This is a genomic window from Bradyrhizobium sp. USDA 4454 (assembly GCF_054822705.1).
Genome location: NZ_JBTRCN010000001.1, coordinates 2,433,411 through 2,459,241 on the forward strand (window position 1 = coordinate 2,433,411; position 25,831 = coordinate 2,459,241).

A 25,831-nucleotide genomic window follows, 5' to 3' on the forward strand; every position below is an offset into this window, starting at 1 on the left:
TCACTACCCTTCACTGGCTTTGAGAGTAAACGGTGTCTATCGGCGGTAGCGGTTTTTATGCCCAAGGGGGGACTTCTTACGAGCTGGAATGTCCGCTTTCTAGGCCTAAAGAGACCCGCGAGCCGTGATCCAAACTTATCCGACCCATTGCGGAAGTCAGTCGACCAATCAGTTCACTCCAACCAGCGCCTTACAGACCTCCCGACTGGCCTCCTGGAATAATTTGACGGCACCTCCGGCCCGTCGTCCCTTCAAGGTGATTGAGGCTATCGGGGCGGAAGTATCGCCAAGATCGACGTTCAGCGCGCGCAGCCATGCGCTACTCGATCGCATTCTGAGTATCTGCATGGGCAATAGGGTTATAAACCGGCTGCTCGCCAAAAGATTCAACCGCATGTAGATTGAAATCGTGGTCACGGTCGTTGGCGGAAGCGGCAGGTTATGTCGCCGAAATAGCTCGACGCCGGTACGCCCCAAAAAACTGTCGGGCGGCGAGAGCGTCCATTGCTCTTGCATGAGTTCTGCGAGCTTCAACTTCTTCCTCGATCGCAGGAGCGGATGCCGTCGCTCCGCCATCACCGCAAGGGAGGATCTAAACAGCACCTCCGCGGACAAATCATCGGCGACCGGCAACGGCGACCAGCGCGTGATGGCCAGATCAAGCATTCTCTGGCGCAGAGCATGCTCCAGCGCATCCCGATCACCTATCGTGATATGATACCTGATGCCTGGATATCTGCAGACAAGATGTCCGATAATTTCCGTAACGATAGCGGTGACCGGCTCGGTTGTACCGATCGCAACGAGCCCTTGCGCCGGATCCGACCTTTGCACAATCTCGGTAACACCTAGCTTTATTTCGTCGAAAACGACGCGCGTTCGATCGACAAGAAGGCGACCGCACTCAGTGAGTTCAACTCCGCGCGACGTGCGATCCAGCAGCGCAGCTCCGACGGCATGCTCCATATCGGTGATAGCTTTTGAGATCGCCGGCTGCGACAACCCGAGACGGCGAGACGCCTTGGCCATGCTGCCGACCTCTGCGACGGTCTGCAGCGTATGCAGATCCTTGAGGCGTAGGCGTCGGCCGATGCGGTCGTGCCACTGCATGGGTATTCACCTCACGTTATAGCCCGATAGGAAAATGCAATTTCGGGTTATAGGGCTGTTGCTTCAGAATAGCGAGATGGAATGCCGGCCGGATCGTCGCATTGCTGTCCCAAGCACATGGAGAACGCCATGCAGCTTTACTCGCGTCGCGCCATACTGGCCGGGTTTTCGGCTCTGGCTCTTCCGCTACCCGTTATTGCTGCCGACCAGCCGCTGAAGATCGTGTTTCCATTCGCGCCTGGTGGGTCGGGAGATTCGATCGCCCGGCTGTTTGCCGAGCAACTTCATACCAGGCTCGGCAAGGTGGCGATTGTGGAGAACCTCGCCGGCGCTGGCGGGCGCATCGGCGCTCAGGCGGTCAAGAATGCCGCACCGGGAGAGGAGGCAGTGCTGTTTGCTTCCGCTTCGCAATTCACACTTCAGCCGCATCTCTTCAGGAGCCTGGGATATGATGCAGAGCGCGACTTTGTGCCGCTTTCGCAGGTGATGACGGTCGATCTCGCTCTCGCGGTCAGCGGGAAGCTGCCCATCCATTCGGTGCACGAACTCATCGACTGGATGAAGACCAATCCCGAACAGGCCGTGTACGGCTCGCCGGGAGCAGGTACAGCACCTCATTTTATCTGCGGCGAGTTTGGCCGGATCACAGGCCTCAACCTGCGCCACACGCCCTATAGGGGTACGCCTGCTGCCCTCCCGGATGTGCTGGCCGGCCGGGTCCCGCTGTATATGGCGTTTCTTTCCGAACTCCTGGAGCAACATGGGGGCGGTGGCATACGCATCATCGCCACCGCCGCCGCTGTGCGATCTTCCTTCCTGCCCCAGGCCACAACTCTGAAGGAGAGCGGGATCGATATCGACGCAGCCGGGTGGTTCGCATTCTATGCGCCTGCCCATTCCTCGCGTCAGTTCGTTGAGCGCCTGGGAAAGGAGATCATTGCAATCGGGAGCGATCCCGAAATGCGCGCGAGGATTCATGCCATGGGGTGCGAGCCAACAGGAACGACATCGGACGAACTTAAACATATCCAGCGCGCCGAGTTCGAACGCTGGGGACCGATCGTCAAGGCGTCAGGATTCCCGATCGAAGGCTAGAGCGGCACATGACCACCGATCCCCGCGAAGAGTTGTTGGATCTTGTTCAATCGCACCGCGTGACGGCCGTGATCTATGTCGCTGCCCGGCTGGGGCTCGCCGAGTTGCTGCGCGACGGACCGCGAACGGTCGAAGAACTCGCGAGCCGAACCCACGCGGATCGGGACGCACTTGCCCGCTTGCTTGTCGCTCTCTCGACCGTCGGCATTTGCTCCCACGCCGGCGAAGGCCGCTACCTGCTAACCGAACTGGGGGCGGGACTCGACGGTGCTGCGGGACGATCGTTCAAGAACTGGGTCATTTTTGAAGGCTCCATGCTGACCAGGAGGTGGGATGGTCTTCTGGATTCGATCATGTCGGGCAAGACGGCTTCCCAACTTCAGGACGTCGACGACAATTTCGACCTGATGTCGCGCTCGCCGGAGCATGTGCGGATATTCAATGAAGCCATGACGGACCTGACACGGCTGGTCGCGCACGATCTACTGCAGGCCTACGACTTTGGCACGATCTCCCACTTGATAGATGTCGGAGGCGGCTCCGGGGAACTCATGGGCGCGGTGGCGAGGGCATATTCAACCATCAGAGGAACCGTCTTCGATCTGCCGAGGTGCGCCGACGCCGCCAACCAGCACTTCGGACACCTCGGAATCTCCGACCGCGTCGACTTTGTTGCAGGCGATTTCTTTCACGCGGTGCCTGCAGTGGCCGATGCGATCATCCTGAAAAGCATTATTCACGACTGGGATGATGAGCGCAGCCACATCATTTTGGGAAACTGCCGCAAAGCGCTTCCCCAAAAAGGCAGACTGCTATTAGTCGAACGTGCGATGCCGGAATTGCCCGGTACCGATGACGCGGACAGGTCGTGCGCGATGAGCGATTTAAACATGCTGCGCGGTCCAGGTGGACGGGAACGGACGGAAAGGGAATATAATCGGCTCCTGACCGAGAGTGGCTTGCGCGCTATCGCGGTTTATCCCGCGGGCCGCTTCAATCTCATAGAAGCTGTATTTGCTGAGGCAGTCGATAATATCAGATGAACCGTGGGGAGCGTCCATTCTTGGCAAGACGAACTCCCAGCGGAGCGCCAAATTGTCGGCGGATCGGAGTAGACCGGAATCGGACGGCCGATCATCCCAACAGTGCTTTTGCCCAAAGCCGACCTTGTGCAGTGCACATCCCCATTGATATGCTCGATCCATTCAGTCGGAGGGGGAGCCCCGAACGATGTCCGATATCTCGCGTCGGGACGTGACACTTGGCGCAGCCGGTGCTTATGCCGCGTTTGGACTCGACAAGCCGATCACGTTTGTCGACGCGGCTCACGCTCAACAGTCCGTCACTCAACCCTTCCGCAAATACAAGGTTGGCGACATTGAAATCTTCTCTCTGATCGATGGCGTGCGTGACGTTCCGCTGCGGGAGGCATGGTCAGGAATGTCAGCGTCGAACAGGTCAAGACCGTGTTGCGTGGTGCCGGTTTTCCCGACAATCAGGCGCCCCTGCGGTTTATCGTCATGGCGCTCAAGCTGGGCGATCAAGTGGTCCTGATCGACTCGGGTACGGGCGGTCATCCGATTTACGGTGAGGGGAACGGCCGGTTATTCGAGAGCATGGCGGCGGCGGGCCTTGATCCCAAGGCCGTCAAGACGATCCTCATCTCCCATCTCCACGGCGACCACATTTATGGCCTCATGAACAATGAGAGCGATGCGCAGGTCTTCCCGGATGCCGACATCGTGGTGCCCGCCGCGGAATTGAAATGGTGGACGCGCCCAGGGGTCGAGTCGATCGATCTCGGACCGACGCGCAAAGGCCTCGCCCGGCGAATTCAGGCCACGGTGGCGACCTGGAAAAACGTCAGGACCTTTGAGGGAGAACCCAGAACTCCTGCCCGGTGTGCACGCCGTTCAGGCGCCTGGCCATAGCCCGGGAATGGTCGCGCATCTGGTCACTTCCGGCAGCGAACAGTTCCTGATCAGCGCTGACGTTGTCAATCTTGCGCCACACATTTCAACAAATCCCGAGTGGCAGCTCGCTATCGACCAGGATCCGCAAAGAGCTGTCGAAACGCGAAGGAAGATCTTCGATCGCGCGGTCGCCGACAAGCTCACCATTTCGGGGACTCACTGGTTGATGCCGAACGTCGGCCGGCTAGCCAAGGATGGCAGCAGGTACGTATTCGTAGCCCAAGGGTAATATTCCCGCGGCACTATCTGTTCGCAATTGCAATTCGATTGCTGCTCGCAGCGGAGATCTGTCGGCATCTAAGACAGCTTTGGCCCGCTGCTGACCTTCACGCGAACCGCCATCGCAGCGTGCGCTATCCAGACCGGACCAGCCCTGAAACAGGTTTGACGTCGCAGTTTGACCCAAAGCGGACCCGCGTCCGCCTCCATGGCGGGGCAACGCACTTCGGTGCAGTGTCCGCACCTTACGCTATGGGGCGATCTCAGGCGGCTTGCAATATCAACTCGCTTAGGCGGTCTGGTGCGTCGAGCATGGCCATGTGCCCGACATCAGGCAGCTCGAATGTGGCCCAAGACTTGTCGCTCTTGCAGTCTGCCAGAGCCTTATCAAACGGCGGCAGTCGAAATTTGGGAAGACGGATATATGTCTTCTTCGACACCTTTTGGAGCGCCCCGGTTACCTTGATCGGCTGAAGATAGGCGCCGACCGGATGGGGAGTCACTTTGGCCTCCGCGAACGCCCGATCGCGTTCGGCAACGACAGCTGGCGGATACGTTGCCGATCCACGAACACCTGCCTCGCCCTTGTCGATGGCCGCTTGTATGCCTTTGCGAACCGGCTCGGCCGCGGTGTCCGCGGCCCTTTGCCCATCGGCTGGAATGAAGGCATCAAGCCATACAACCGATGAGACGCGATCGCCGATGCTTTCGATCGCGCCGGAACCTACATAACCTGCAAGGGACCACGCCACGAGGCAGACGTTCTCGAGGCTTTCCCATTTGAAAAGGTTGACGACGTCGGCGATGTGGGTGTCCAGATTGACGTCCTTGCTCAACAATGCGAGCGTTCTGCTAGACCGGTCAGTGATGGAGCGAATACTTTGTGGCCGCTCTGTTCGAGCCGATCGGTGACCCGTCGCCATATCCAGCCGCCGCAAAAAGCCCCGCTGACGAAGACGAAGGTCTTGCTCGCTGATTGGGCGCGGGCGGCACCTGTGATGCCGGGGGCTGCTGCCGCGAGACTGCCAGCTGCAGAACTGCGAAGCATGCGGCGGCGGGTAATTCCATTATTCGTCATAAACAAATTCCTATTGTTCAAGGGAAAATCTGACCACCAGCGGGATTGCAACCTGTAGGATATCCTCGGATGGGTTGGCGGCCAAGGACTGGGGTTGGCACGTTTGCGACATGCAGATAGGCGCCGACCATGTCTGCTCGTTGAGCAAGACGGGAAGTCGCGGTCGCGGTGTCAGAACGACGCGATTGACCCATAGCTACATTGTGCGTCGCGAGCGAAGGCTAGATTTCGAGCAAATCTCGTCCTGCAATAATTTCCCCTGAGAACGCTTTACGAGCTTCCTCAACAAATACCTGATCGGGAACAGCGCCGTTTCCGGGAACGAAATGGCTGAGCACCAGCGTTTTAACTCCCGCCGCCTGAGCCACTTCACCTGCTTGCTCTACGGTTAGTGCGTTGCCTGAAACGCTCTTGAAAAGATCGGCCGCGGTCTCCTTATCAAATCTCCCCACCTGCACAGCTTGGTCGAGCACTTTGCGCATTCCGGGAAGATATTGCGCCTCGCATACGAACACGTCAGCCCCCTTAGCGAGTTCGATGAGAGCATCGGTTTTTCTGGTATCACCCGAAAATACAACCGAGCGATCCGCTGTATCAAATCGGTATGACAACGCCACTGGAAGCGGAGGATGGTCGGCCAAGACGCATGACACCCTTACATTGCTATCTTGCAGCACGACGCCAGCGGACGAAATCTCATGTGGAATTAAAAGTGCTCTGGGATCTGGCTTCCGTTCATCCCGGATTCGAATGTCGATATCAAACGCATTAAGTTCGAAGAATTTTCTGGTCATTTCGGACAGTGGTGGCGGTCCATAGGAATCAACTTGATTTCGAAGGCTCAAGTACCAAGCGAAGTAAAACAAGTTTCCGTAGTCTAAATTGTGGTCCGAGTGATGATGCGTAATGAATATGCTTTTGAGCGAGTTGAGCCTTAAACCTGCTTGAACGATTTGGCGGGCAACGCCATTGCCACAGTCGACAATGTATAGAGCGCCGCCCGCTACGATGGCGTTTGAAGGCGCAGCGCGGGCAACTTGCAACGGCGGCCCGCCGCTTGTTCCCAATAAGACGACCTTGGTGCGAGGCGACTGCCCGGCGGCACGGCTTGGCAGAACGGTCGGTGCCAGAAGTGCTCCGGCCGACAGCCTTAGTGTCTCTCGTCTGGTCAAGGCCATGGAACGTCCCCCAACTAAATGTTTGATTCAATTCGTTAGCCTCGCTGCGTTTTTCCAGTGCTAGAGGCACAAGCGCTGACTTGGGGTGGTCCTGTCGCGGAATGCTGGGCGAGTCCAATTTTCGTGCAACTGACTGGCCTGAGATATGTCCAGCCAAATGCGCCGGGGTTCAAAGCCAAAGTGACGTACTCTGTTAGATTGTCCGGAGTTGGATCCTAGGCTAGCTGAAACGACGGCACTGATGTGTGATGTGTAGTTAGTGGCAGGCGTGGCAAGCGTGACGGCCTTTTCTCATTACTACCAGATGCGCGCGCGTGGGGTCGATAAATGGAAACGGCTGTCACGGTTGTCCCTGCTGTCACGCCAGACCGATGGAGCGTGGCAAGCGTGACAAGCGTGGCACGCGGAGCGGGTCCTTCCCGCGCGCCTACTAATGCGGGTCGCGCTCGCGCGCTCGGCATCACTAGCGCCCACATTCTCCAAGGGGTTGAAACAACGTTCCCATGAACTCACAGGTAATGACCGACAAAAGAAATGACCGCGATGACTAATAACCAAAACACACTGGTCGCCGCCCTTGACCAGCTGTCCGCTGATGCAGCGCGAATTGCGGACCGCGTCCGTCAGCTCGGCCAGGCGGGAGACGGAATGGCTGGCCTTCGCTTGTTCCTGACCGTCGTGGAGGCGGTCGCTGCGTGCGGCGTTTCCGACCAAACGATCTACAACTGGATCGAAGATGCCAAGCGGATGCGTATAGGGAACGAGTGCTTGAGGCTGAGCGGATCGCTCAGCAGGCGGTCCAAGCCGATCCTGAAGATGGTACTGCGCTAGCAATCGCTTCTTGGGTCTATACAATCCTAGTTGGCAAGCATGATTCATCTCGAGAATACGCCGAACGTGCTTTACGCCTTCAGCCAAATTCAGCTTTTGTCTGCGTCAGGGTCTAGGAATCGTTCTGTTCTTTGAGAGAAAGTTCTCGGAAGCGTTGTCGCTATTGGATCGCTCTATTGAGCTTGCACCATCCGCGAGAGTGACGTGGCGTTATGAGACGCCTTCAGGAGCAGATCTCTGACGTAGAGACGGCTATCGCGAGCGTTGAAGCTCGCGCGGCGAACACGCGCGCAGGGTATGTGTACGTAATTTCCAACATTGGCTCGTTTGGCGAGAAGATGGTGAAGATCGGGATGACGAGGCGTCTCGATCCGATGGAACGCATTCGGGAATTGAGCGACGCATCCGTGCCGTTCAATTTTGATGTCCATGCACTGTTCTTCTCCAACGACGCCGTAGGCATCGAAATGTCCATGCATGATCGGTTGGCTGGCCACCGGGTCAACGAGGTAAATCGACGGCGGGAATTTTTTCGCGCGACCCCATTGGAAGCTAAGGCGCACCTTGCTCAGCTTGCAGGTGAGCTTCTGGAATTCCGCGAAGTGCCCGAGGCAATCGAATACAGGCAGACCTTGCGATTGGGGAAGCTCACTGTCTGATCAGCTTTCGGGGCGCAGCCAAGAGAGCCATCACAGGACCACATCTTCCTCAGTCTCCGCATCGTAAGAACTCACGCGATATTCGATCGCATGTTCTATGTCGCTAAACTTGGACTCTTCGATGCCGCTAAAAACGCGCGTAAGGCGATTCTCATCAAATAAGAATACCTGCTTCTCGGTCATGGCTTTCAGAGTCTCGTTTGTAACAAGTTGCTTCACTTCTGCGCTTCGATGCCATCCGCTAGACGACCATTCCAGGAATACGGGCCACCTTGCTCCGTCAGGGCTTTCCGCCCCGGCGACCACGTCGTCACGCATTGTGATGGCGGAGGTCGGGCTGCACTCGCGGCGATCGCAGCCGTACGAGCGGGATACGATGACGTCCGTGCTTATTATCTTAGCTTCGCTGACTGGGCCAAGGACGAGAGCTGTCCGATCGTTCGCGAGTAGAGCTGCTAATAGGGATAGCTGGGATATAGAACTGCTCGAAACCTTCGCAGCTCTGCTGAGCGCACAGGTAGCGAGGCGAACTCCTTAAACACGCCGGGAAAGAGCCGTCCGTTCAATAGCGCAATACGATCTCGATAAGCTCGATGACGAGCTGTACGATCGAATTCTATCCGCGAACGCGCGAGGCCCGTATTCCGTTATTCGCGCGACCCTGCCATTTCTGAAGCTGCTGGTGGGGCCGTCGTCGTCAATGTTTCTTCGATCTCCGCCTTTACGAGATCCGGAGGCAGTATCGCCTATTGCGCTTCGAAATCAGCGCTCGATACGATGACGATGTCTCTGACACGGCATTGGGCCTCGGAATTCGGTCTTTATGCGTTTCGCCCGCCGCGGTGGCAACCGATTTTGTGGCCGGCCGGGACCGGGCCGCCCTCGAGAAGGGTGCCCAGGCAACGCCGCTAGGGCGCGTCGTCGAGCCGGAGGATGTCGCGAGTGCGGTCCTGGCCTGCGTTACCCATCTGAAGGTCGCGACCGGCACCCAGATCGTCGTTGATGGGGGGCGGCACCTGTGAGCATCGTCGGCCTCAACGAGACGCACGACCCTGCGCGGCGGAGCTGGGTCTTCTCGGCGAATGCGTCAAGTAGCGACTATCCCCTCCAGAACCTGCCGTTCGGCATCTTTCGCCGTCGCGGCGCTGCAGATGCCGCCCGGGCCGGGGTGGCGATTGGCGATCAGATTTTAGACGTTGCCGCCTGTGCACCTGCCTTGGAGGGTACCGCGAGGGCAGCGGCTGAAGCGTGCGCGGCACCAAGCCTGCGGCCGCTGATGCAGCAAGGCGGAGAGGCTTGGTCGGCCCTAAGGCTAGGGCTGTCGCGGCTACTCGACAAATCGAATCTCAAAGGCCGGCGATCTGCCGAAGAGTGGCTGGTTCGGCAGTCAGAGGTCGAGATGCTGCTGCCGTTTCGGATATCGAACTTTACCGACTTTTTCGCCTCGATTCGTCACGCCACCAACGCAGGCCGGATGTTCCGGCCAGACAATCCGTTGCTGCCAAACTACAAATACGTTCCGATAGCCTACCAGGGCCGCGCCCCGAGCTTTCGGGTCAGCGGATGTGCAGTCCAGCGCCCGTGCGGCCAGATCAAACGGCCTGGCGATGCGATGCCCGAACGCGGACGCAGAACGCGGGCATTGCCATCCCGGAAACGTGCGGAACGATTACTCCTCTCGGGTAGATCGGAAAATCGATCGCTGCTCCGGAATTTCCACGCGATGGTTCGCATTGGTGGAGCACCCGCGCGATTGATGATTTGAGGCCGGTCCTTCGTCGTGTCGGTGGTTGCGTATGTTTCCCTCCCTGGGCACCATGCTACGCTTTTCCACGCTAGAGCAGGATTCTGTACGTTCGCGTTCGCAAGATGATCGGCGCGAAGGGTGCCGCGGCTTTCCGCGTCCTCGCGAGATCAAACAGATCCATTGCGAGACTTTTGGCGACTTTTGTTTGCTCTAGATTCACCGTGGCGAATACGTGGGCTTGGTCAGCTATGTCGCTGCCGACAAATAGCGAAACTAGCACGCGAGGTAGTTGATGCAAGCGATCAGGCGCTGCGGGCACGAAGCTGCGGATATGATCTTTGGACCAACTAGCTTCGCGACGCCGCGAAGGCTCTCAATTTCGTCTTGTCTTCGATGCGTTCGTTTAGGACCGATATCGAGAACTGCATTTTAAACCGAACATTCAGGCTTGGAATAGAGAACATGGCCTTGAGGAAATTCCGGAGGTCGCTTGTTCAGTTGCGATCGCTGCCCGCGTTGGCCGCAAGGGGACTGCGTCAGGCCACTGATACCAAGAAATCGGCGGAAAGCTGTCGGGGGGAACGTGGGTGGCGCTCTGGCGACGCGAACCCCCGACGGACCGTCGGTTTCGCTGGCTTAAGATCCGACGCCAACCACCGATTGACCACCGAAACCCCGTGAACAAACAGCGATAACGGTGGTCAATCAGGATCGAGCTTGATTGTTTTTGTTGATTTTTTCGGCCGCTGATTACGTTCGGTGCGCAGGGGCCGCGGGTTGGGAAGCGGCGAATTGGTGATTTACAATTCGGTCGTAACCTATTGATCTGTAAAGCCCTACTATGAAGTAATTTTACAGCTAACTGCCTGTAATAACTGGTAAAACCGCTGACTCTTAATCAGCGGGTCCCAGGTTCGAGCCCTGGTGCGCCCACCACCCTTAAGAGACTGGCCCGCAAGGGCTTTTTTAAATTCCTCGGCAGAATAGACCGGTTGAGCAACCCATGCGGACAATTCGGGCATCGTAGCCTGCACGATGCGCCCCTCTGGATGATCGGACTCCACGCCTTCTCGATCGAGTGAGCGGTGGCCATCCCGCCGGTGTTACCGCGTACGCGCCGGACGTCGTTTCTTACGGGATTCCGGAGCGCTCGTTGTGGAAGCCCGCAGATCCTCCTGAAGTTTGAGCGTCGCTCTGGCGTGTTCGGCGAGTTTCAACGCGTTGTCGGCGTTCGAAGCGAGCCGCGACAGCAACTGGGACAGCATTTTGAACTCCTCACGCGTCAGCATGCCAAACAAGGCGTCGTTGACCGGGCGCTGCAAAGCGGCAAGGCGGATCAGTAGACTCATTCCGCGCTGGGTGAGCGCAAGTTGCACCCGCCGTCCGTCTTCGGGATGGGGGCTTTTTTCGAGCAAGCCATCGGAAACCAACTTGTTGATCTCGTTCGTAACGAAGGCGCCGCTCAGATATAGCCGCTCGGCGACCTGATTCACGCCCATCGGTTCTTCCGCAGTCGAATTCTTGATCGCAATCAGGATCAGATATTGGGTAGGCGACAGGTCGACGAAACCCGCGAATATTTCGCGGCAGGCCTCAAGACTGCGTCCGAACGCGAAATAATCGTAGAGGAGGCCGCGCAGCGTGCGGTCTCCCTCCTTGTCGAGCAGCTCGGGTTTCGACGCCGTCAGGAGTGCATCGGTCACGCGGTCATTCTCCTCGCCAAATCATGGCATCGCGAGCTTGCTTAAAAAGCACGCATGCGCCCGCCCAGCAAGTAGGCTTGACATTCTCAGATAGCTTTGTCAAAAAGCTAGTTGAAAATTATAAATCAGCTGAAGCAGCGAGGCGATGTCCAATGGAGGACCGTGCGTTCAGACGTGTATTGGGAGAATTCGCGACCGGCGTTGCGGTGGTGACCGCGCGTGGTAGGGGCGACGGGCTCATTGGCATGACCATGAGTTCCTTCAATTCCGTCTCGCTCGATCCGCCGCTGGTTCTGTTCAGCGTCGACCGCAAGGCGAAAAGCCTGCCCGCGATGCTCGAGGCGAAGGGCTTCGCCGTCAACATCCTCGCGCGCGACCAGGAGCAGATCTCCAACCAGTTCGCGCGCGCTCTTTCCGACAAATGGGACCAGGTGAAGACGTCGGTGGGCCACGCCGAGGCGCCGCTGATCGCGGGTGCGATGGCTCATTTCGAATGCGCGCCTTACGCGGTGTATGAGGGTGGCGACCACGTCATCTTCGTCGTCCGGGTCGTCCGCCACGCGACTCGCTCCGAGGCGGCCGCCCCCCTGATCTTCTTTCGCGGGCGTTACCGCGATCTTGTCGATGAAACCCAGCGCGAGCCGACCTGGCCGCTTCCCATTCACTACTAGCTTCGAACCGGAGAACCGCGATGCGTACCGCAAAGGATTATTTGTCGGGCCTGAAGGACGGCCGGACCATCTACATCAACGGCGCCTCGGTGGGCGATGTGACGACGCACCATGCCTTTCGCAATCTGACAAATTCGATGGCCGGGCTGTTCGACTTTGCCAGTGCCAGGGAGAACGCCGATCTCATGACGTTCGAGACCGGGGCCGGACGTGCCAACCGGATCTGGCAGCTTCCGGCGTCCTACGCCGACCTCCTTCAGCGGCGGAAGGCGCTCGAGGCATGGGCAGGGTTGCACGCGGGGTTCATGGGTCGCGCGCCGGACCACGTCGCATCGTGCATTTCGGGCCTGTACATGGGCCTCGACATATTCAAGGCCTACGATCCGGCTCGTGCCGGCGCACTCGAGAGCTACTACCGCTACGCGCGCGACAAGGATCTCTACCTCACCTACGTCATCATCAATCCGCAGGCGGACCGCTCGAAGGGCACTGCCGAACAGTCCGATCCGTTCCTCACCGCCGGCGTCGTCGATCGCGATGCCGAAGGCATCACGATCCGCGGCGCCAAGATGCTCGCGACCGGTGGCGTGGTCGCCGACGAGGTCTTCGTCACGACCATCCAGCCGATGCGTCCGGGTGAAGAGCGTTATGCGATGTCCTTCGCGATCCCGATGAATACGACGGGCCTCAAGATGCTGTCGCGCAAGTCCTATGAGGGTGCCGCGGGCGCGGTGTTCGACAATCCGCTGTCGAGCCGTTTCGACGAGAACGATTCGGTTCTCTACTTCGACGACGTGAAGGTGCCGTGGGACCGCGTCTTCATCGAGGGCAACGTCGAGATGTGCCAGAAGCAGTTTCACGCGACGCCCTGTCACGTCTATCAGAACTACCAGGCGATGGTCCGTCTCAGCGTGAAGCTCAAGTTCCTGACCGGTCTTGCGCATCGGACCGCCGAAATGAACGGCGTCACGCAGTTCCCGCAGGTTCGCGAAATGCTCGGTCAGCTCGCAGCCGAGACCGGCATGGTCGATGCGCTGGTGGCCGCGATGGAGGCAAAGGGCACGCAGGTCGGTCCCTACTTTATCCCGGACCGGCACACGCTCTATTCGGCGCAGGTCCTGACGCAGCAGCTCTACGCGCACATCATCAATACGCTGCGCGAGCTCGCCGGTGGCGGCATGATCATGCTGCCCTCATCGGTGGCGGACTTCGACAATCCTGAGATCGCCGCCCTGATCCGCAAGACCCAGCAGTCCCCGAAGGCCAATTCGCACGACCGCGTGAAGTTCTACAAGCTCGCCTGGGACGCCGTCGGCTCCGAGTTCGGCTCGCGCCATCAGCAATACGAGATGTTCTACGCCGGCGCGACCTTCGTCACCAAGGGCCATTCCTATCGCACCTACGACTGGGCCGGCGCCGACCGGCTGGTGCAGACCATGCTCGATTCCTACGACCTCAACGGCGTCTCGACCTCCAGCAAAGCCGCCTGAACCCAGAGAGACAGCACATGCCCGTCAACAAGAAGCACGACGAATTCTACACGCTCGACATGACGACCGGCTGGGAAGTCCCCGCAGGCTATCCGGCCGGCATCCAGCAGAAGGTCATCTCAGGTGGCCTCGATGAGGAGAATCGGCGCGGGACGCGGACCCGGCTGCTCCGTTTCGAGCCGGGCGTCTACACGACCGCGCCGTTCTCGCACGAATACTGGGAAGAGGTCTATCTGGTCTCGGGCGACTTGATCGTCGGAAACGATGCCAAGGGGGAGGGCGGCGAGAGCTTCCCTCCGAACACCTATGCCTGCCGGCCGCCGCACGCGCCGCACGGACCGTTCAAGTCCGTCAACGGCTGCCTGCTCCTGGAGATGCACTACTTCGATCCGGTTTGATGCCGGCTCGCTGTCGCCACCAACATCATTGATTGACCGGCCAAGGGGAAAAATATGGCGTTCAAGAGTATTTCCACCGTCGTCGCGCGCTGCCTGTCGTCGCTCGGACTGCTTTTCGGGGTGGAGCGCGGATTGCCGCAGGCCAATCTCCGGTTGGTGGCCGGTGGCCTCGCGGGCGCCCTCGCGATAGGTGTTGTTGCGACCACGTCGGTGGCCGCGCAGGAGAAGCCGAGCACCGTCGGACTTGGCGTCTTCACCTTCACGTCCGGTCCTGCCGCGGCATACGGCGTGCCCGGCAAGAATGCCGCCGACCTCATGATCGACGAGATCAATGCGACGGGTGGCATCGAAGGTGTGCCGGTCAAGGCGACATACGTCGATGAAGCGCAGGGTGCGCAAGGCGTGATCGCGGAATATCGCCGCTTGGCGGGAGACGCGCAGAACCAGGTGATGATCGCCGCCTTGTCCAGCGCGAACTGCCTGGCGCTGGCGCCCCTTGCCGAGCAGCTCGAAGTTCCGACCGTGGGTTGGAACTGCGATACCCATCAGTTGCTGATCGACGGCAAGAGCAAGTATGTGTTCCGCCCGAACGGCAACACCGTGCCGGAGTTCATTGCCTATGCGATCTATCTTCTGGAGCGCAAGCCGGATGTGAAGACGGTCGCGATCATCAACCCGGACTATGCGTTCGGCCATGACGCAGCCAAGATCTTCACTGCGGCACTAAAGGCATTGAAGCCGGACGTCGAGATCGTCGCCGAACTCTATCCCAAGCTCGGCTCGCCGAACTACCAGACCGAGATTTCCCGCCTCACCACGGCACGACCCGACGTCGTGTTCTCCAATCTCTGGGGCGCCGATCTCGAGAACTTCGTTCGCCAGGCCACGCCGCGCGGGCTGTTCACGTCCAGCCAGGTGGTGCTTGCGCTTGGCGAGACGGTGCTGCAGCGCGTGCCGTTACCCGACGGGGTGATCGTCGGCGTTCTGGGCGACGGCTGGTGGATGTCGCCGGATGCCAAGGCCAACCCGGAGACGGTGAAGTTCGCCGAGGCGTACAAGGCGCGCTTCGGCGAGTACCCGGTGTTCCCGTCCATCAAAATGGCCAACACGCTGATCTACGTGAAGGCCGCCTACAAGGCCGCGATGCAGAAGAATGGCGGAAAATGGCCGACGCGTGCCGAGCTCGCGGGAGCCATGAAGGGGAGCAAGGTCGCGACCCTGACCGGCACCGCGCAAACGCGCGCCGACAATGACGGCCTCGTTGACCAGATCGTCGGCGTCACCGTGAAGGCCCCGGCGCAGCAGTTTCCCGTGATCGGCGACATGGTTCGCTACAAGGGCGACAGCCTGATGCCGCAGGCCAGCCAGGATCCGCTGGCCTGGATTTCAACGCTCAAGCCCGAATTCGCCAAGAGCCTGCCGAAGCCGGGGACCTACAAATAGGCGGGCGATAGCGTTCATCTCATTCACGCAGGGCGAAAGCCGATGTCGAATGCAATCATCCCCCTGCTGCTGGACAGTCTCGCCAGCGCCGCGTTGATCTTCTTCGCGGCGGTTGGCCTGACGCTGGTCTTCAGCGTGCTGCGCGTTCTCAACGTCGCCCATGGCAGCCTTTATTCGATCGGCGGCTATGTCGCAGCTTCGATCTGCCTGTTCATCGCGAGCCGGCAGCTCAACCCCTATCTGTCGTTCGTTGCGTTGTTGTTCAGCGCCGTCTTCGTTGCGGCGATATTCGGCCCGCTGATCGAGCGCAGCCTGGTCCGCTGGACCTATGGCAAGTCGGAAGCGGTCCAGATCCTGATCACGTTCGGGCTGTTCCTCATGCTGGAGGATCTGCAGCGCATGATCTTCGGCGTGCAGTCCCTCTATGAGGATGCGCCGATGCGGCTGCTCGGCACGTTGACCATCGGCGGTGTCGTCTATCTCAACTACCAGCTCCTCCTGATCGGAATGGCGTTTCTGGTCGTCGTCGGCCTGCGGCTCCTGATCAACAGGACCCGGCTCGGGCGCCTGATCACGGCCGTCGTGACCGACCGTGAGATGGCGCAGTCGATCGGCATCGATACCAACCGGATCTTCATGCTGGCGTTCTCGCTCGGCGTATTTCTGGCGGCGCTGGGAGGCGCGCTGGCAACACCGACCTCGGGCATCGCCCCGGGGCTTGGTGCCGACACGATGGTGCTCGCCTTCGCGGTGGCGGCGATCGGAGGGCTCGGACAGATCGAGGGCGCCGCGGTGGCCTCGCTGATCGTTGGCGCGGTGCGCGTGCTCGCGATCTATCTCGTGCCCTCGCTGGATGCCGTTGCGCCCTATGCGGCAATGCTTGTCGTGCTTCTGATCCGCCCCTACGGCCTGTTCGGGTCGGTGACCGCGCGGAGGATATGATGCGAACAATCGTCACAGCTTTGGCGGTGCTCCTGCTTGCCGTGCTGCCTGTCGCCGCGCCGTGGCTGCAATTCGTGCTGACACTTGCGATCGCCAAGGGGTTCGCCGCGCTCGGCGTCGCCGTTCTGCTCCGCGCCGGCCTGATCTCGATCGGGCATGCGATGTTCTTCGCCGCGAGCGCTTATGGCGTCGCATTCCTGGCGCGGGCCGGCATCAACGACCTTGGCCTGCTGCTGATCCTTTCGGTGCTGGTCGCGGCGCTGGTCGGCGCGATCGCCGGACTGTTCCTCGTGCGCTATCGCGCGATCTTCTTCGCGATGCTGAACCTCGCGATCTCCATGGTGTTCTACGCGCTGTGTGCCAAGCTCTACGGCTTAACCGGCGGAACGGACGGCATGCCTGTGCCGATTCCGGCGGTGTTCGGCATCGTGCTCGGCGAGCCGCTGTTCAAGAGCATCCTATTTTACCTCAGCCTGGCTTTGATGCTGCTCGTCGGTCTTGCCGTGCAGCGCTATCTCAACAGCCCGCTGGGTCACGCGCTCTCGGCCGTTCACTCCAACGAGATCCGGCTCGAATATCTGGGCATTCCGGTCTGGGCGGTGCTGCTGATCGCCTATGTCATCTCGGCGGCGCTCGCGGGACTAGGCGGCGCGATCGCCGGCTTTGCAATCGGCCGCGTGGTCCCGGATTTCGCGTTCTGGACAGCGTCCGGTCACCTCGTGCTGATTGCCGTGCTCGGCGGCATCGGCGGCGTGCCCGGTGCGTTCATTGGCGCCCTGTTTCTGGAACTGCTGCACAGCGCAGCCGTGACTGTGACGGATGCCTGGAATCTGATCGTGGGTCTGACGCTGATCATCGTGATCATGTTCCTGCCGCAAGGGTTCTACGGACTGTTCTCCGGCAAGGAGGCGTCGAGCCTATGACGCGTCCGATCCTCGAGGCAAGTGGCCTCCACGTCGCATTTAACGGAGTCAAGGCCGCCGACGGCGTGAGCATCGCGATCCACGACGGCGAGTTCCTGGCGATCATCGGTCCGAACGGCTCGGGCAAGACGACCCTGCTCAACATCTGCACCGGGTATATTCGCCCGGGATCGGGCAGCGTGCTGCTCGACGGTCATGACATCACGCGCCTGTCGCCGCGCGCCATCTCGCGCCGGGGCGTCGCGCGCGCGTTCCAGATCCCGCAGCTCTTTTCCGCGCAGCGCGTAATCGACAACATGATGCTGGCGCTCGCCGCAACGGACGGCCTGTGGAGCGCGATCCGCCCGCTCGATACCGAGGTGCGACGCGCGGAAGCGAAGGCTCTGCTCGACCTGGTCGGGCTCGCCGACGATGCCGAGCGGATCAGCAGCACGCTGCCGGAAGGGCATCGCAAGCTGCTGGATATCGCCGTCGCGCTGGCCCTCAAACCGCGGCTTCTGCTGCTGGACGAGCCGACCAGCGGCGTGAGTGCGCTCGAACGCTTCCCGCTGATGGAGGCACTGATGAGCGCGCTGCGCCAGCGCCGCATCACCGCACTGTTCGTCGAGCACGACATGGACGTGGTCGCCCGCTATGCGAGCCGGGTCCTGGTGTGGAACGCCGGAAATATCATGGCCGAGGGGCGGCCCGACGAGGTGTTCGGCAACGCGCAGGTCCGCGAACGTGTCGTAGGGGTCGCCTGATGCTCAGTCTCGACAAGGTCAGCGTCTCGATCGAAGGCGTCCGCGTGCTGCGCGAGGTGAGCTGCGCCATCGTCGCGCGCAAGACCACGGTGCTGATCGGCCGCAACGGCGCCGGCAAGACCACGACGCTGCGTGCGATCATGGGGCTGATCGCGCACACCGGAGGAGCGATCCGCCTCGACGCCGACGATCTCGGCAAAATGCCGGCCCATGCCCGCGCGCGGGCCGGGATCGGATATGCACCGGAAGATCGCCGCCTGATTCCGGAGTTGAGCGTCGAGGAGAATATTCGGCTTCCGGCGCTGGCGCTGAAGCTCGACCGGGCGGAGATCGCGCGCAGGCTCGACGAGATCTATGGACTGCTGCCCGAGCTGCATGTGATGCGGTCGAGGCCCGCGGGCGGCGTTTCCGGCGGCCAGGGAAAGATGGTCGCGCTCGGTCGCGCGCTGACGGTGGCACGCAAGGTCCTGCTGCTCGACGAACCCTTCCAGGGGCTGGCGCCGGCCTTGGCGCTCGATTATGCGCGCACCCTCGGCGAGCTGCGCAAGCACCGTCCGGAGCTCGCTCTGCTGATCACCGAATCCTCGCCGGCCCTGCTGGACCGTGTCGCCGACCGGACATTGCAGATCGAGCGCGGCGAGATTCTTCTTCCATCGACCAAGGATGACAAAGCCCATGTTCATGAAGTTTGACCGTATCGCGAAGGACCGGATCGATCATGTCGGCGTCGAGATCGCATCGCTCGTGATTGCGGGCTGGGCGGGCCGGGACGCCGCGGCAATCGAGCACCATGTTGAGGAGCTCGCCGCGCTCGGCATTCCACGTCCGTCGACGACGCCGCTCTACTACCGCGTCGCGGCGCAGACGCTGACCCAGGCGGACCGCCTGACGGTGCTCGGGCCCGACAGTTCCGGCGAGGTCGAGCCCGTCGTCGTCGCCATGGCCGACGGCCTCTGGATCGGACTTGGGTCCGACCATACCGATCGCAAGGCGGAAGCCTCGGGCATCGCCGTGTCGAAGCAGCTCTGCGGCAAGCCGGTCGGCTCGCAGCTCTGGTCTTATGCCGATGTCGAAGGCCATTGGGATCAACTGATCCTTCGCTCCTGGGCGACGATCGACGGCAAGCGGGTGCTCTATCAGGAGAGCCCGGTGTCGTCGCTGCGAACGCCGCGCGATCTCATTCGGCGCTATGCGAACGCCGATATCCTGCCAGCGGGGACGTTGATGTTCTGCGGGACGCCGGGTGCCATCGGCGGAATTCGCCCGGGCACGCGCTTCGAGATGGACCTGAGCGATCCGGTCCTCAAGCGCTCGCTGGTCCACGGCTACGATATCGACGTCCTGCCGGTCGTCTCGTGACCATCACTCTTGCGTGCGGCTTCGATCAATGACTTCAAGGCCAGACCCATCCCATCCCTCAGCCGTGGCACGATTGGAGGCCGCACTCGCGCGTGCGCAATCATCGGCCGCCGCGAATGCCTTCACCGCCTTGTTCGCAGAGAGTGCACGCGGTGAGGCCGAAGCGGCCGATCGGCGCGCCGCCGCCGGGACCACACGCGGCCCGCTCGATGGCCGCATTGTCTCGGTCAAGGCGCTCTTCGATGTCGCGGGCACCGTGACGAGCTCGGGTTCCGCCGTATTGCGCTCCCTGCCGTCCGCTACTGACGATGCGCTGGTTGTGACGCGCTTGCGCGCGGCCGGGGCCGTGATCATCGGCAAGACGCAGATGACCGAGTTTGCCTTCTCCGCGCTCGGCACAAACCCGCATGACGGTGTGCCGGGCAATCCCCGGGATCGCCGGCGCGCGCCGGGTGGGTCCTCGTCGGGAGCTGTCGTTTCGGTCGTCGACGGCATGGCGGACATCGCCATCGGGAGCGATACGGGAGGGTCTATCCGAATTCCGGCGGCATTGTCGGGTGCGGTCGGCTTCAAGCCGACCAGCGGATTTGTGCCGACTGCCGGGGCCTTCTCGCTGTCGTCGAGCCTCGACACCATCGGCCCGATTGCCAAGTCCGTCGCTGACTGCTTTGCGGCCGATCAGGTACTTTCGGGGGAGGGCGTGGCGTCGCGGCCGCAAATGGCCTCGCCCTATACGTTTCGTCTCATCGTGGCCCGCGGCCGCCTGTTTGATCGCTGCGAGCCGGAAGTCCTCAGCGCGTTTGAGAATGCCGTGGAGCGGCTTCGATCATGCGGCTTGCGGATCGAGGATGGCTCGATTGAGGCTGCTCTTGATGATGTTGCCGAGATCGACCGGATCGGCACTTTTCCGTCGATCGAGGTCGGCGCAACGCTGCGCGGTCTTGGGCTGTCGAGCCTGGATGGAGTCGATCCGAAAACCCGGATTCGCATCGAAGCGGGAGCCGGCATCCTCGGTGTCGACTATGTGCGCATGGCGCGGCTCCGGCAGGCCGCGATCCGCTCCTTCGAACAGTCCTTCGGCAATAGTGAGGCTTTCATCCTGCCGACGACGCCGATCCGCGCGCCGCTGCTGTCGTCGGTCGAGGAGGACAGTGCGTTCCATCAGGCCAACGGCCTGGTGCTGCGCAATCCTCGTATCGCCAACATGCTCGATTGCCCATCGGTTTCGCTGCCACTCCCGGTCGACGGCCTGCCCGTCGGCCTGATGCTGATCGGCCGCAGGAACGCGGACCGCAGCCTGCTGGAGATCGCATCCTGCGTGGAGACAATGCTGCGCGCTTCGCCGCAGGAGGCTTAGCCCGTTCGCGCGAAAGGGCCGCCGCCCGATGCAGCTTGCGTGTCCGCCCTGCTCACGGCCGTGCTCTCGTAGACGAGATTCCGCCGCATCTGCACGATGCTCTCAAGGCCAGTGCTGTAGACCGGAAGGACGGATCGGTCGTTCTTCCGTTTCCTGTTTGGCGCGACGCCTTTTTTAACGACGGCACAGCAGAGCATGCGCAGGAGATCTACGATGTCCTGAGGCCGCAGCCGTTCGGCGCCTTCACAGACAAGGCGGACATGACTGGCTGGGAAAAAGTACCGCCGGCCTTCGGCTATTTGGCGCCGTACGAGGACAACGATATCACACAAGGAGAATGGGGCCGTCACCCGCGCCTTTCCAATCGACTGGGCATCTTCCGGCTCGTCGGGATGGAAGGCAGTCATGAGGTATTGCTGACAAATCCGGAACTTACGGCAAGGAAGTTCGTCGAGGCCGGGCGCGATTGACGCTTTTGCCTATCAAAGCGTGGCGGATGGCTGCGGTGCTGTGTCGGCACTCCGCCTACTACGGCATCGCTGGCAATGGCACCTGCCTTGGTCGCTTCCGTTTTCAGGTGATGGGGGCGTGGCGGCGGGTCGTATTACGGCGAAGCCAACGGCCGAAGCTGTCGTGGGAGCGGTTCAACGCGATCCTGAAGGTCGATCGGGCATGTATGCGACTGGCGTCACTAAATGGTCTGATCAACCTACTCGTCAGAGGAGCCGGATGCGGGAAAGCTGCACGTCCGGATCGTAGTCAGCTGGTCCTAGGTTCGAGCCCTGGTGCGCCCACCAAGCTTTCAAAGCTCAGGTTCGTCCTCGTATCGGCCACGCCTACTAGCAGTCGCGTCTGTTCGGACACCCAGCTGCTCGCTTCCCACAACATTCCTGAGCCGGCCGCGCGCTTGCTGCGAGGCGTGTCGCCCGTTCTGCCCCGATCGCCGTTCGGCACTGGTTTGACGTTCGCCCAGGCGGATCCGCAATCCCGTAAATCTGCCCCGCGCGGCTCGAGCGATGCGAGGTGTCATCCCAGCGCGGGGCGCCCTGCGGCGAGCGCGGTTGACAGGGGGAAGCGCCCACTTTAATCACTCGGCTAATTAATCAATTAATTAAGGTCCGAAACCCTAGGGAAAGAATCCGCCCGATGCTGCCCGGCCAAAGACGTTCGAAGCTGCTTTCCTCGCTCGGGCGCGGCGTCGTTCGGCTGGAAGGCCAGGTATTGATCGCGTCCACGCGGATAGGTCTCGAAAAGGCCGGTAGCGGCCTCGTCCGGCGGGCCGCAAGCATCGTCGAGCATGCGCGGCCTGTGACCCCCGGTGATCGCAGGCGCGGCATGCGCCGATCCCTTCCGACAGAATTCAGCTCACAAGTCCGCGCGCCGCGTGGTCGCGATGCATCGCGCGGCGGGCAACGCCGGCGCGGATCAACGCGCTCTGCGCCAGGCAGAGTGGGCTTCGTTCACCCGTACGAAACATGAGGAGTGAGGCGTAAACGATGGGACGTCGATCTGAAGTACTGATGGCGCAAGATGCCGCCAGCACGGACAACCGGCGCGTGATCCAGGTGGTCTCGCGTGCATTCGACATCGTGCGTTGCTTCGAAGGTCGAAGCATACGCCTCGGCAATCGCGACATCGCCGATCGCTGCGGTCTGCCGCGATCGACGGTCTCCCGTCTGACGCTGACCCTGACCCAGATCGGCCAGCTGATCTACCTGCCGCAGGAGCAGAAATATGCTCTCGGTCCGCACGCCACCGCGCCCGGCGCCCCGCTGTTTGCGGACAAGCCCGACTGTGCCGACGAGCGGCAGCGCGACAACGCCGCGCAAGCGTCGATGCTGCGGGGGATCAACCCTCGCTTCGAATATTTCGACGATCAGCGCAGCCCGGTTGCCGAGCCGCTTGCGGTGACGCCACACCGCTGACACCTCGGCTCGTTCCGGGCAGACGGCGCCGCGGAAGCGGCCGTCGGCATCGGCACGGGCTCACAGCAATGAAACGTCCAAAGCAAGGGGAAACGCATGTCTGAGGCATACATCATCGACGCGGTGCGCACGCCGCGCGGCATCGGCAAGCCGGGCAAGGGCGCGCTGTCGCACCTGCATCCGCAGCAGCTGGCCGCAACCGTGCTCGGCGCGCTCAAGGAGCGCAACAAGCTCGATACCTCGACCGTCGACGACATCATCTGGTCGACCTCGACCCAGGAAGGCAAGCAGGGCGGCGATCTCGGACGCATGTCGGCGCTTGCGGCCGGTTACGACATCAACGCCAGCGGCACGACGCTGGATCGCTTCTGCGGCGGCGGCATCACCTCGGTGAACCTGGCGGCAGCCTCGGTCATGTCGGGGATGGAAGATTGCGTCATCGCCGGCGGCACCGAGATGATGAGCTATCAGCAGACCCTCGCCGCCGAGCGCTCCAAGGCCGGACAGCCGGCGCGGATGATGGGGTCGGGCAATCCGGCGCTGGACGAGCTTCACCCGCAGTCGCACCAGGGCGTGTGCGGCGACGCCATCGCGACGCGCGAGGGGATTAGCCGCGAGGCCTGCGATGCGCTGGCGCTGACCAGCCAGCAGCGCGCGAAGCGAGCAATCGATGAAGGCCGCTTCGCCAGGTCGGTGATCCCCGTGCTCAACGACGACGGCAGCGTCGCCCTCAATCGCGAGGAATTCCCGCGCCCCGAGACCACCGCCGAAGGATTGGCTTCGCTGAAGCCGAGCTTCGAGCAGCTTGCCGATTTCGATCTCGGCAACGGCGTGACCTTCAGGAAACAGATCCAGCGCCGTTACCCGGGCCTCGAGTGGAAGGGCGTGCATCATGCCGGCAACAGCTCGGGCGTGGTGGACGGCGCCGCCGCGGTGCTGATCACCTCGAAGGAATACGCCGACAAGCACGGCCTCAAGCCGCGTGGCCGCATTGTGGCCTATGCCAATCAGGGCGACGATCCGACCCTGATGCTCAACGCGCCGGTTCCGGCGGCCAAGAAGGTTCTCGCCAAGGCAGGCCTGACCAAGGACGACATCGACGTCTGGGAGATCAACGAGGCGTTCGCTGTTGTTGCCGAGAAGTTCATCCGCGACCTCGAGCTGGATCGCGAGAAGGTCAACATCAATGGCGGTTCGATCGCGCTTGGCCACCCGATCGGCGCAACCGGATCGATCCTGATCGGTACCGCGCTCGACGAGCTCGAGCGCAGCGGCGGTCGCTATGGTCTTGTCACCATGTGCGCGGCCGGCGGCATGGCGCCGGCCATCATCATCGAACGCATCTGATCGCGAAAGGACACTGCCATGAAACTCGATTCATCGGTCGCCGCCGTCGTCACCGGCGGCGCGTCCGGCCTCGGCGCAGCCACCGCGCGGGCGCTCGCCGCGCAAGGCGTGAAGGTCGCGATCTTCGACTTCAACGAAGAGAAGGGCGAGGCCATCGCCAAGGAAATCGGCGGCGTGTTCTGCAAGGTCGACGTCACCTCCGACGAACTGGTCGATGCGGGCTTCGCCAAGGCCCGCGCGGCGCACGGCCAGGAACGTATCCTGGTGAACTGCGCCGGCACCGGCAACGCGGTGAAGACCGCGGGCCGGGACAAGAAGACCGGCCAGCCCACGCATTTCCCGATCGATGCCTTCAACCGCATTATCCAGATCAACCTGGTCGGCACCTTCCGCTGCATCGCCAAGTCGGCGCAGGGCATGCTGTCGCTGTCTCCGCTGGAGCACGGCGAGCGCGGTGCGGTCGTCAACACCGCTTCGGTTGCGGCCGAGGACGGCCAGATGGGGCAGGCGGCGTATTCGGCCTCGAAGGCCGGCGTCGTCGGCATGACCCTGCCGATCGCGCGCGACCTGATGGCCGAGGGCATCCGTGTCAACACCATCCTGCCGGGCATATTCAACACGCCGCTGCTGCAGGGCGCGCCGGAGAACGTCAAGGCCGCGCTGAGCGCGTCGGTGCCGTTCCCGAAGCGTCTCGGCATGCCGGACGAATATGCGCATTTGGCGCTGACCATGATCACCAACGGCTACTTCAATGGTGAAGACGTCCGCCTCGACGGCGCCATCCGCATGGCGCCGAGATAAGCGTCTGCGCGCGTAACAGGAGGCGAAGCGATGTCCGAAGAAACTCCGGTCCTCACTGAAGTCCGCGGACCGATCCTGATCATCACCCTGAATCGGCCGGAAGCCAAGAACGCCGCCAACCTCGCCCTCTCCAAGGGCGTGGCTGCGGCAATTGACCGGCTCGACGCCGATGATGCGCTGAGCGTCGGCATCATCACCGGCGCCGGCGGCACGTTCTGCTCGGGAATGGACCTCAAGGGGTTTTTGAAGGGCGAACGACCGTCAATCCCCGGCCGCGGCTTCGCCGGTCTCACCGAGGCGCCGCCGAAGAAGCCGCTGATCGCGGCGGTCGATGGCTATGCGCTCGCCGGCGGGATGGAGATCGCGCTGTCGTGCGACATGATCGTCGCCAACCGCAACGCCAAGTTCGGGATCCCCGAGGTGAAGCGCGGGCTGGCGGCGGCGGCCGGCGGGCTGATCCGCATGCCGCGGCAGATGCCGTTCCGTGTGGCGATGGAGTTCGCGCTGACGGGCGAGTTCTTCGGCGCCGAGCGCGCCTATGAACTCGGCATCATCAATCGCGTAACCGATGGCCCGGCGCTCGATGCCGCGCTTGAGCTTGCGGCCGCGATCGGCGCCAACGGTCCGCTCGCGGTAAGGGCGTCCAAGCAGGTGGTGGTTGAATCCCGCCTCTGGCCGGAAGACCAGATGTGGAAGAAGCAGCAGGAGATCGTCGGTCCGGTCTTCGTCTCCGAGGATGCCCGCGAGGGCGCGGCGGCCTTCGCGGAAAAGCGCGCGCCGAACTGGAAGGGCAAGTAAGGCCGCGACTGTTTCGATGACGGAGCGTCGGTTTTGATTGC

The 25,831-nt window shown here is 61.6% G+C and carries 28 protein-coding genes and 1 pseudogene; 24 read left to right on the forward strand and 5 right to left on the reverse strand.

The window, feature by feature from the left end; genetic code table 11:
* Positions 1-168 precede the first annotated feature (168 nt).
* Entirely contained in the window at positions 169-1,110 is a 942-nt protein-coding gene (locus ACVIW0_RS11010) for a LysR family transcriptional regulator (protein ID WP_461352346.1), read from the reverse strand.
* A 129-nt stretch (positions 1,111-1,239) separates the two neighbouring features.
* On the opposite strand from ACVIW0_RS11010, the gene ACVIW0_RS11015 reads away from it, so the two are divergent.
* From ACVIW0_RS11015 to ACVIW0_RS11030, 4 genes are all read left to right on the forward strand, one after another.
* Positions 1,240-2,205 carry a Bug family tripartite tricarboxylate transporter substrate binding protein gene (locus tag ACVIW0_RS11015; protein WP_461352347.1) on the forward strand — a complete coding sequence of 322 codons (966 nt, stop codon included), beginning with the start codon at positions 1,240-1,242 and terminating at the stop codon, positions 2,203-2,205.
* A gap of 8 nt (positions 2,206-2,213) precedes the next feature.
* The gene (locus ACVIW0_RS11020; RefSeq protein ID WP_461352348.1) at positions 2,214-3,248 is read left to right on the forward strand and encodes a methyltransferase; all 1,035 of its coding nucleotides are present in this window, start codon (positions 2,214-2,216) and stop codon (positions 3,246-3,248) included.
* 387 nt (positions 3,249-3,635) lie between these two features.
* Positions 3,636-4,136 carry an MBL fold metallo-hydrolase gene (locus ACVIW0_RS11025; protein ID WP_461352349.1) on the forward strand — a complete coding sequence of 167 codons (501 nt, stop codon included), beginning with the start codon at positions 3,636-3,638 and terminating at the stop codon, positions 4,134-4,136.
* A gap of 7 nt (positions 4,137-4,143) precedes the next feature.
* Positions 4,144-4,407, forward strand: a complete 264-nt coding sequence (locus tag ACVIW0_RS11030) for a hypothetical protein (protein WP_461352350.1) — start codon at positions 4,144-4,146, stop codon at positions 4,405-4,407.
* A gap of 253 nt (positions 4,408-4,660) precedes the next feature.
* On the opposite strand, the gene ACVIW0_RS11035 is transcribed toward ACVIW0_RS11030, so the two are convergent.
* Positions 4,661-5,233 (reverse strand): alpha/beta fold hydrolase, encoded by a 573-nt coding sequence (locus tag ACVIW0_RS11035; RefSeq protein WP_461352351.1) that lies wholly within the window; start codon positions 5,231-5,233, stop codon positions 4,661-4,663.
* A gap of 463 nt (positions 5,234-5,696) precedes the next feature.
* Positions 5,697-6,653: an MBL fold metallo-hydrolase gene (locus tag ACVIW0_RS11040; protein ID WP_461352352.1), complete on the reverse strand. Its 957-nt coding sequence runs from the start codon at positions 6,651-6,653 to the stop codon at positions 5,697-5,699.
* 534 nt (positions 6,654-7,187) lie between these two features.
* On the opposite strand from ACVIW0_RS11040, the gene ACVIW0_RS11045 reads away from it, so the two are divergent.
* A complete protein-coding gene (locus tag ACVIW0_RS11045) occupies positions 7,188-7,484 on the forward strand; it encodes a hypothetical protein (protein WP_461352353.1) in 297 nt (98 codons plus the stop codon).
* A 212-nt stretch (positions 7,485-7,696) separates the two neighbouring features.
* Complete coding sequence (locus tag ACVIW0_RS11050; RefSeq protein WP_461352354.1) at positions 7,697-8,143, forward strand: GIY-YIG nuclease family protein; 447 nt, start codon at positions 7,697-7,699, stop codon at positions 8,141-8,143.
* A 30-nt stretch (positions 8,144-8,173) separates the two neighbouring features.
* On the opposite strand, the gene ACVIW0_RS11055 is transcribed toward ACVIW0_RS11050, so the two are convergent.
* Positions 8,174-8,461, reverse strand: a complete 288-nt coding sequence (locus ACVIW0_RS11055; RefSeq protein WP_461357559.1) for a hypothetical protein — start codon at positions 8,459-8,461, stop codon at positions 8,174-8,176.
* Here ACVIW0_RS11055 and ACVIW0_RS11060 point away from each other — a divergent pair.
* The 3 genes from ACVIW0_RS11060 to ACVIW0_RS11070 all read left to right on the forward strand — a co-directional run bounded on the left by ACVIW0_RS11060 (position 8,375) and on the right by ACVIW0_RS11070 (position 9,908).
* A complete protein-coding gene (locus tag ACVIW0_RS11060; RefSeq protein WP_461352355.1) occupies positions 8,375-8,593 on the forward strand; it encodes a rhodanese-like domain-containing protein in 219 nt (72 codons plus the stop codon). The two genes, ACVIW0_RS11055 and ACVIW0_RS11060, sit on opposite strands and share 87 nt — an antisense overlap.
* A 299-nt stretch (positions 8,594-8,892) precedes the next feature.
* Complete coding sequence (locus ACVIW0_RS11065) at positions 8,893-9,165, forward strand: SDR family oxidoreductase (protein WP_461352356.1); 273 nt, start codon at positions 8,893-8,895, stop codon at positions 9,163-9,165.
* Complete coding sequence (locus ACVIW0_RS11070; RefSeq protein WP_461352357.1) at positions 9,162-9,908, forward strand: fumarylacetoacetase; 747 nt, start codon at positions 9,162-9,164, stop codon at positions 9,906-9,908. Before ACVIW0_RS11065 ends, ACVIW0_RS11070 begins: the two co-directional genes overlap by 4 nt.
* A gap of 1,085 nt (positions 9,909-10,993) precedes the next feature.
* Here the strand turns inward: ACVIW0_RS11070 and ACVIW0_RS11075 are convergent.
* Positions 10,994-11,593, reverse strand: coding sequence for a MarR family winged helix-turn-helix transcriptional regulator (locus tag ACVIW0_RS11075; protein ID WP_461352358.1), 600 nt, complete (start codon positions 11,591-11,593; stop codon positions 10,994-10,996).
* Positions 11,594-11,745: 152 nt separating this feature from the next.
* On the opposite strand from ACVIW0_RS11075, the gene ACVIW0_RS11080 reads away from it, so the two are divergent.
* The 15 genes and pseudogenes from ACVIW0_RS11080 to ACVIW0_RS11150 all read left to right on the forward strand — a co-directional run bounded on the left by ACVIW0_RS11080 (position 11,746) and on the right by ACVIW0_RS11150 (position 25,790).
* A complete protein-coding gene (locus ACVIW0_RS11080; protein WP_461357295.1) occupies positions 11,746-12,264 on the forward strand; it encodes a flavin reductase family protein in 519 nt (172 codons plus the stop codon).
* 20 nt (positions 12,265-12,284) lie between these two features.
* The gene (locus tag ACVIW0_RS11085; RefSeq protein WP_461352359.1) at positions 12,285-13,754 is read left to right on the forward strand and encodes a 4-hydroxyphenylacetate 3-hydroxylase family protein; all 1,470 of its coding nucleotides are present in this window, start codon (positions 12,285-12,287) and stop codon (positions 13,752-13,754) included.
* Positions 13,755-13,771: 17 nt separating this feature from the next.
* Positions 13,772-14,152 (forward strand): cupin, encoded by a 381-nt coding sequence (locus ACVIW0_RS11090; RefSeq protein ID WP_461352360.1) that lies wholly within the window; start codon positions 13,772-13,774, stop codon positions 14,150-14,152.
* Between the two features lie 54 nt (positions 14,153-14,206).
* Positions 14,207-15,595, forward strand: a complete 1,389-nt coding sequence (locus ACVIW0_RS11095; protein WP_461352361.1) for an ABC transporter substrate-binding protein — start codon at positions 14,207-14,209, stop codon at positions 15,593-15,595.
* 42 nt (positions 15,596-15,637) lie between these two features.
* Positions 15,638-16,537: a branched-chain amino acid ABC transporter permease gene (locus tag ACVIW0_RS11100; protein WP_461352362.1), complete on the forward strand. Its 900-nt coding sequence runs from the start codon at positions 15,638-15,640 to the stop codon at positions 16,535-16,537.
* Positions 16,537-17,460 carry a branched-chain amino acid ABC transporter permease gene (locus ACVIW0_RS11105; RefSeq protein WP_461352363.1) on the forward strand — a complete coding sequence of 308 codons (924 nt, stop codon included), beginning with the start codon at positions 16,537-16,539 and terminating at the stop codon, positions 17,458-17,460. Before ACVIW0_RS11100 ends, ACVIW0_RS11105 begins: the two co-directional genes overlap by 1 nt.
* Entirely contained in the window at positions 17,457-18,203 is a 747-nt protein-coding gene (locus tag ACVIW0_RS11110; RefSeq protein ID WP_461352364.1) for an ABC transporter ATP-binding protein, read from the forward strand. Before ACVIW0_RS11105 ends, ACVIW0_RS11110 begins: the two co-directional genes overlap by 4 nt.
* Positions 18,203-18,895 carry an ABC transporter ATP-binding protein gene (locus ACVIW0_RS11115; protein WP_461352365.1) on the forward strand — a complete coding sequence of 231 codons (693 nt, stop codon included), beginning with the start codon at positions 18,203-18,205 and terminating at the stop codon, positions 18,893-18,895. Before ACVIW0_RS11110 ends, ACVIW0_RS11115 begins: the two co-directional genes overlap by 1 nt.
* The gene (locus ACVIW0_RS11120) at positions 18,879-19,562 is read left to right on the forward strand and encodes a DUF2848 domain-containing protein (RefSeq protein ID WP_461352366.1); all 684 of its coding nucleotides are present in this window, start codon (positions 18,879-18,881) and stop codon (positions 19,560-19,562) included. Before ACVIW0_RS11115 ends, ACVIW0_RS11120 begins: the two co-directional genes overlap by 17 nt.
* Before the next feature lie 64 nt (positions 19,563-19,626).
* Positions 19,627-20,919, forward strand: coding sequence for an amidase family protein (locus ACVIW0_RS11125; protein ID WP_461352367.1), 1,293 nt, complete (start codon positions 19,627-19,629; stop codon positions 20,917-20,919).
* Between the two features lie 35 nt (positions 20,920-20,954).
* Positions 20,955-21,389 carry a hypothetical protein gene (locus ACVIW0_RS11130; RefSeq protein ID WP_461352368.1) on the forward strand — a complete coding sequence of 145 codons (435 nt, stop codon included), beginning with the start codon at positions 20,955-20,957 and terminating at the stop codon, positions 21,387-21,389.
* A 1,026-nt stretch (positions 21,390-22,415) separates the two neighbouring features.
* Positions 22,416-22,679, forward strand: a pseudogene (locus ACVIW0_RS11135) (helix-turn-helix domain-containing protein); the annotation flags it as partial.
* Positions 22,680-22,940: 261 nt separating this feature from the next.
* Positions 22,941-24,191 (forward strand): acetyl-CoA C-acetyltransferase, encoded by a 1,251-nt coding sequence (locus ACVIW0_RS11140; protein ID WP_461352369.1) that lies wholly within the window; start codon positions 22,941-22,943, stop codon positions 24,189-24,191.
* 18 nt (positions 24,192-24,209) lie between these two features.
* On the forward strand, positions 24,210-24,992 hold the full coding sequence (locus ACVIW0_RS11145; RefSeq protein WP_461352370.1) for an SDR family NAD(P)-dependent oxidoreductase: 783 nt from the start codon (positions 24,210-24,212) through the stop codon (positions 24,990-24,992).
* A gap of 30 nt (positions 24,993-25,022) precedes the next feature.
* The gene (locus tag ACVIW0_RS11150) at positions 25,023-25,790 is read left to right on the forward strand and encodes a crotonase/enoyl-CoA hydratase family protein (protein WP_461352371.1); all 768 of its coding nucleotides are present in this window, start codon (positions 25,023-25,025) and stop codon (positions 25,788-25,790) included.
* Positions 25,791-25,831 lie beyond the last annotated feature (41 nt).

What these genes read in the sequence shown, in the direction of transcription:
- ACVIW0_RS11150 (WP_461352371.1), top strand. Translation starts at nt 25,023, where the DNA reads ATGTCCGAAGAAACTCCGGTCCTCACTGAAGTCCGCGGACCGATCCTG.
- ACVIW0_RS11060 (WP_461352355.1), top strand. Translation starts at nt 8,375, where the DNA reads ATGCCATCCGCTAGACGACCATTCCAGGAATACGGGCCACCTTGCTCC.
- ACVIW0_RS11080 (WP_461357295.1), top strand. Translation starts at nt 11,746, where the DNA reads ATGGAGGACCGTGCGTTCAGACGTGTATTGGGAGAATTCGCGACCGGC.
- ACVIW0_RS11145 (WP_461352370.1), top strand. Translation starts at nt 24,210, where the DNA reads ATGAAACTCGATTCATCGGTCGCCGCCGTCGTCACCGGCGGCGCGTCC.
- ACVIW0_RS11095 (WP_461352361.1), top strand. Translation starts at nt 14,207, where the DNA reads ATGGCGTTCAAGAGTATTTCCACCGTCGTCGCGCGCTGCCTGTCGTCG.
- ACVIW0_RS11050 (WP_461352354.1), top strand. Translation starts at nt 7,697, where the DNA reads ATGAGACGCCTTCAGGAGCAGATCTCTGACGTAGAGACGGCTATCGCG.
- ACVIW0_RS11120 (WP_461352366.1), top strand. Translation starts at nt 18,879, where the DNA reads ATGTTCATGAAGTTTGACCGTATCGCGAAGGACCGGATCGATCATGTC.
- ACVIW0_RS11090 (WP_461352360.1), top strand. Translation starts at nt 13,772, where the DNA reads ATGCCCGTCAACAAGAAGCACGACGAATTCTACACGCTCGACATGACG.
- ACVIW0_RS11040 (WP_461352352.1), bottom strand. Translation starts at nt 6,653, where the DNA reads ATGGCCTTGACCAGACGAGAGACACTAAGGCTGTCGGCCGGAGCACTT.
- ACVIW0_RS11105 (WP_461352363.1), top strand. Translation starts at nt 16,537, where the DNA reads ATGCGAACAATCGTCACAGCTTTGGCGGTGCTCCTGCTTGCCGTGCTG.
- ACVIW0_RS11110 (WP_461352364.1), top strand. Translation starts at nt 17,457, where the DNA reads ATGACGCGTCCGATCCTCGAGGCAAGTGGCCTCCACGTCGCATTTAAC.
- ACVIW0_RS11100 (WP_461352362.1), top strand. Translation starts at nt 15,638, where the DNA reads ATGTCGAATGCAATCATCCCCCTGCTGCTGGACAGTCTCGCCAGCGCC.
- ACVIW0_RS11025 (WP_461352349.1), top strand. Translation starts at nt 3,636, where the DNA reads ATGGTCAGGAATGTCAGCGTCGAACAGGTCAAGACCGTGTTGCGTGGT.
- ACVIW0_RS11015 (WP_461352347.1), top strand. Translation starts at nt 1,240, where the DNA reads ATGCAGCTTTACTCGCGTCGCGCCATACTGGCCGGGTTTTCGGCTCTG.
- ACVIW0_RS11115 (WP_461352365.1), top strand. Translation starts at nt 18,203, where the DNA reads ATGCTCAGTCTCGACAAGGTCAGCGTCTCGATCGAAGGCGTCCGCGTG.
- ACVIW0_RS11085 (WP_461352359.1), top strand. Translation starts at nt 12,285, where the DNA reads ATGCGTACCGCAAAGGATTATTTGTCGGGCCTGAAGGACGGCCGGACC.
- ACVIW0_RS11140 (WP_461352369.1), top strand. Translation starts at nt 22,941, where the DNA reads ATGTCTGAGGCATACATCATCGACGCGGTGCGCACGCCGCGCGGCATC.
- ACVIW0_RS11010 (WP_461352346.1), bottom strand. Translation starts at nt 1,110, where the DNA reads ATGCAGTGGCACGACCGCATCGGCCGACGCCTACGCCTCAAGGATCTG.
- ACVIW0_RS11045 (WP_461352353.1), top strand. Translation starts at nt 7,188, where the DNA reads ATGACCGCGATGACTAATAACCAAAACACACTGGTCGCCGCCCTTGAC.
- ACVIW0_RS11020 (WP_461352348.1), top strand. Translation starts at nt 2,214, where the DNA reads ATGACCACCGATCCCCGCGAAGAGTTGTTGGATCTTGTTCAATCGCAC.
- ACVIW0_RS11030 (WP_461352350.1), top strand. Translation starts at nt 4,144, where the DNA reads ATGGTCGCGCATCTGGTCACTTCCGGCAGCGAACAGTTCCTGATCAGC.
- ACVIW0_RS11055 (WP_461357559.1), bottom strand. Translation starts at nt 8,461, where the DNA reads ATGCGTGACGACGTGGTCGCCGGGGCGGAAAGCCCTGACGGAGCAAGG.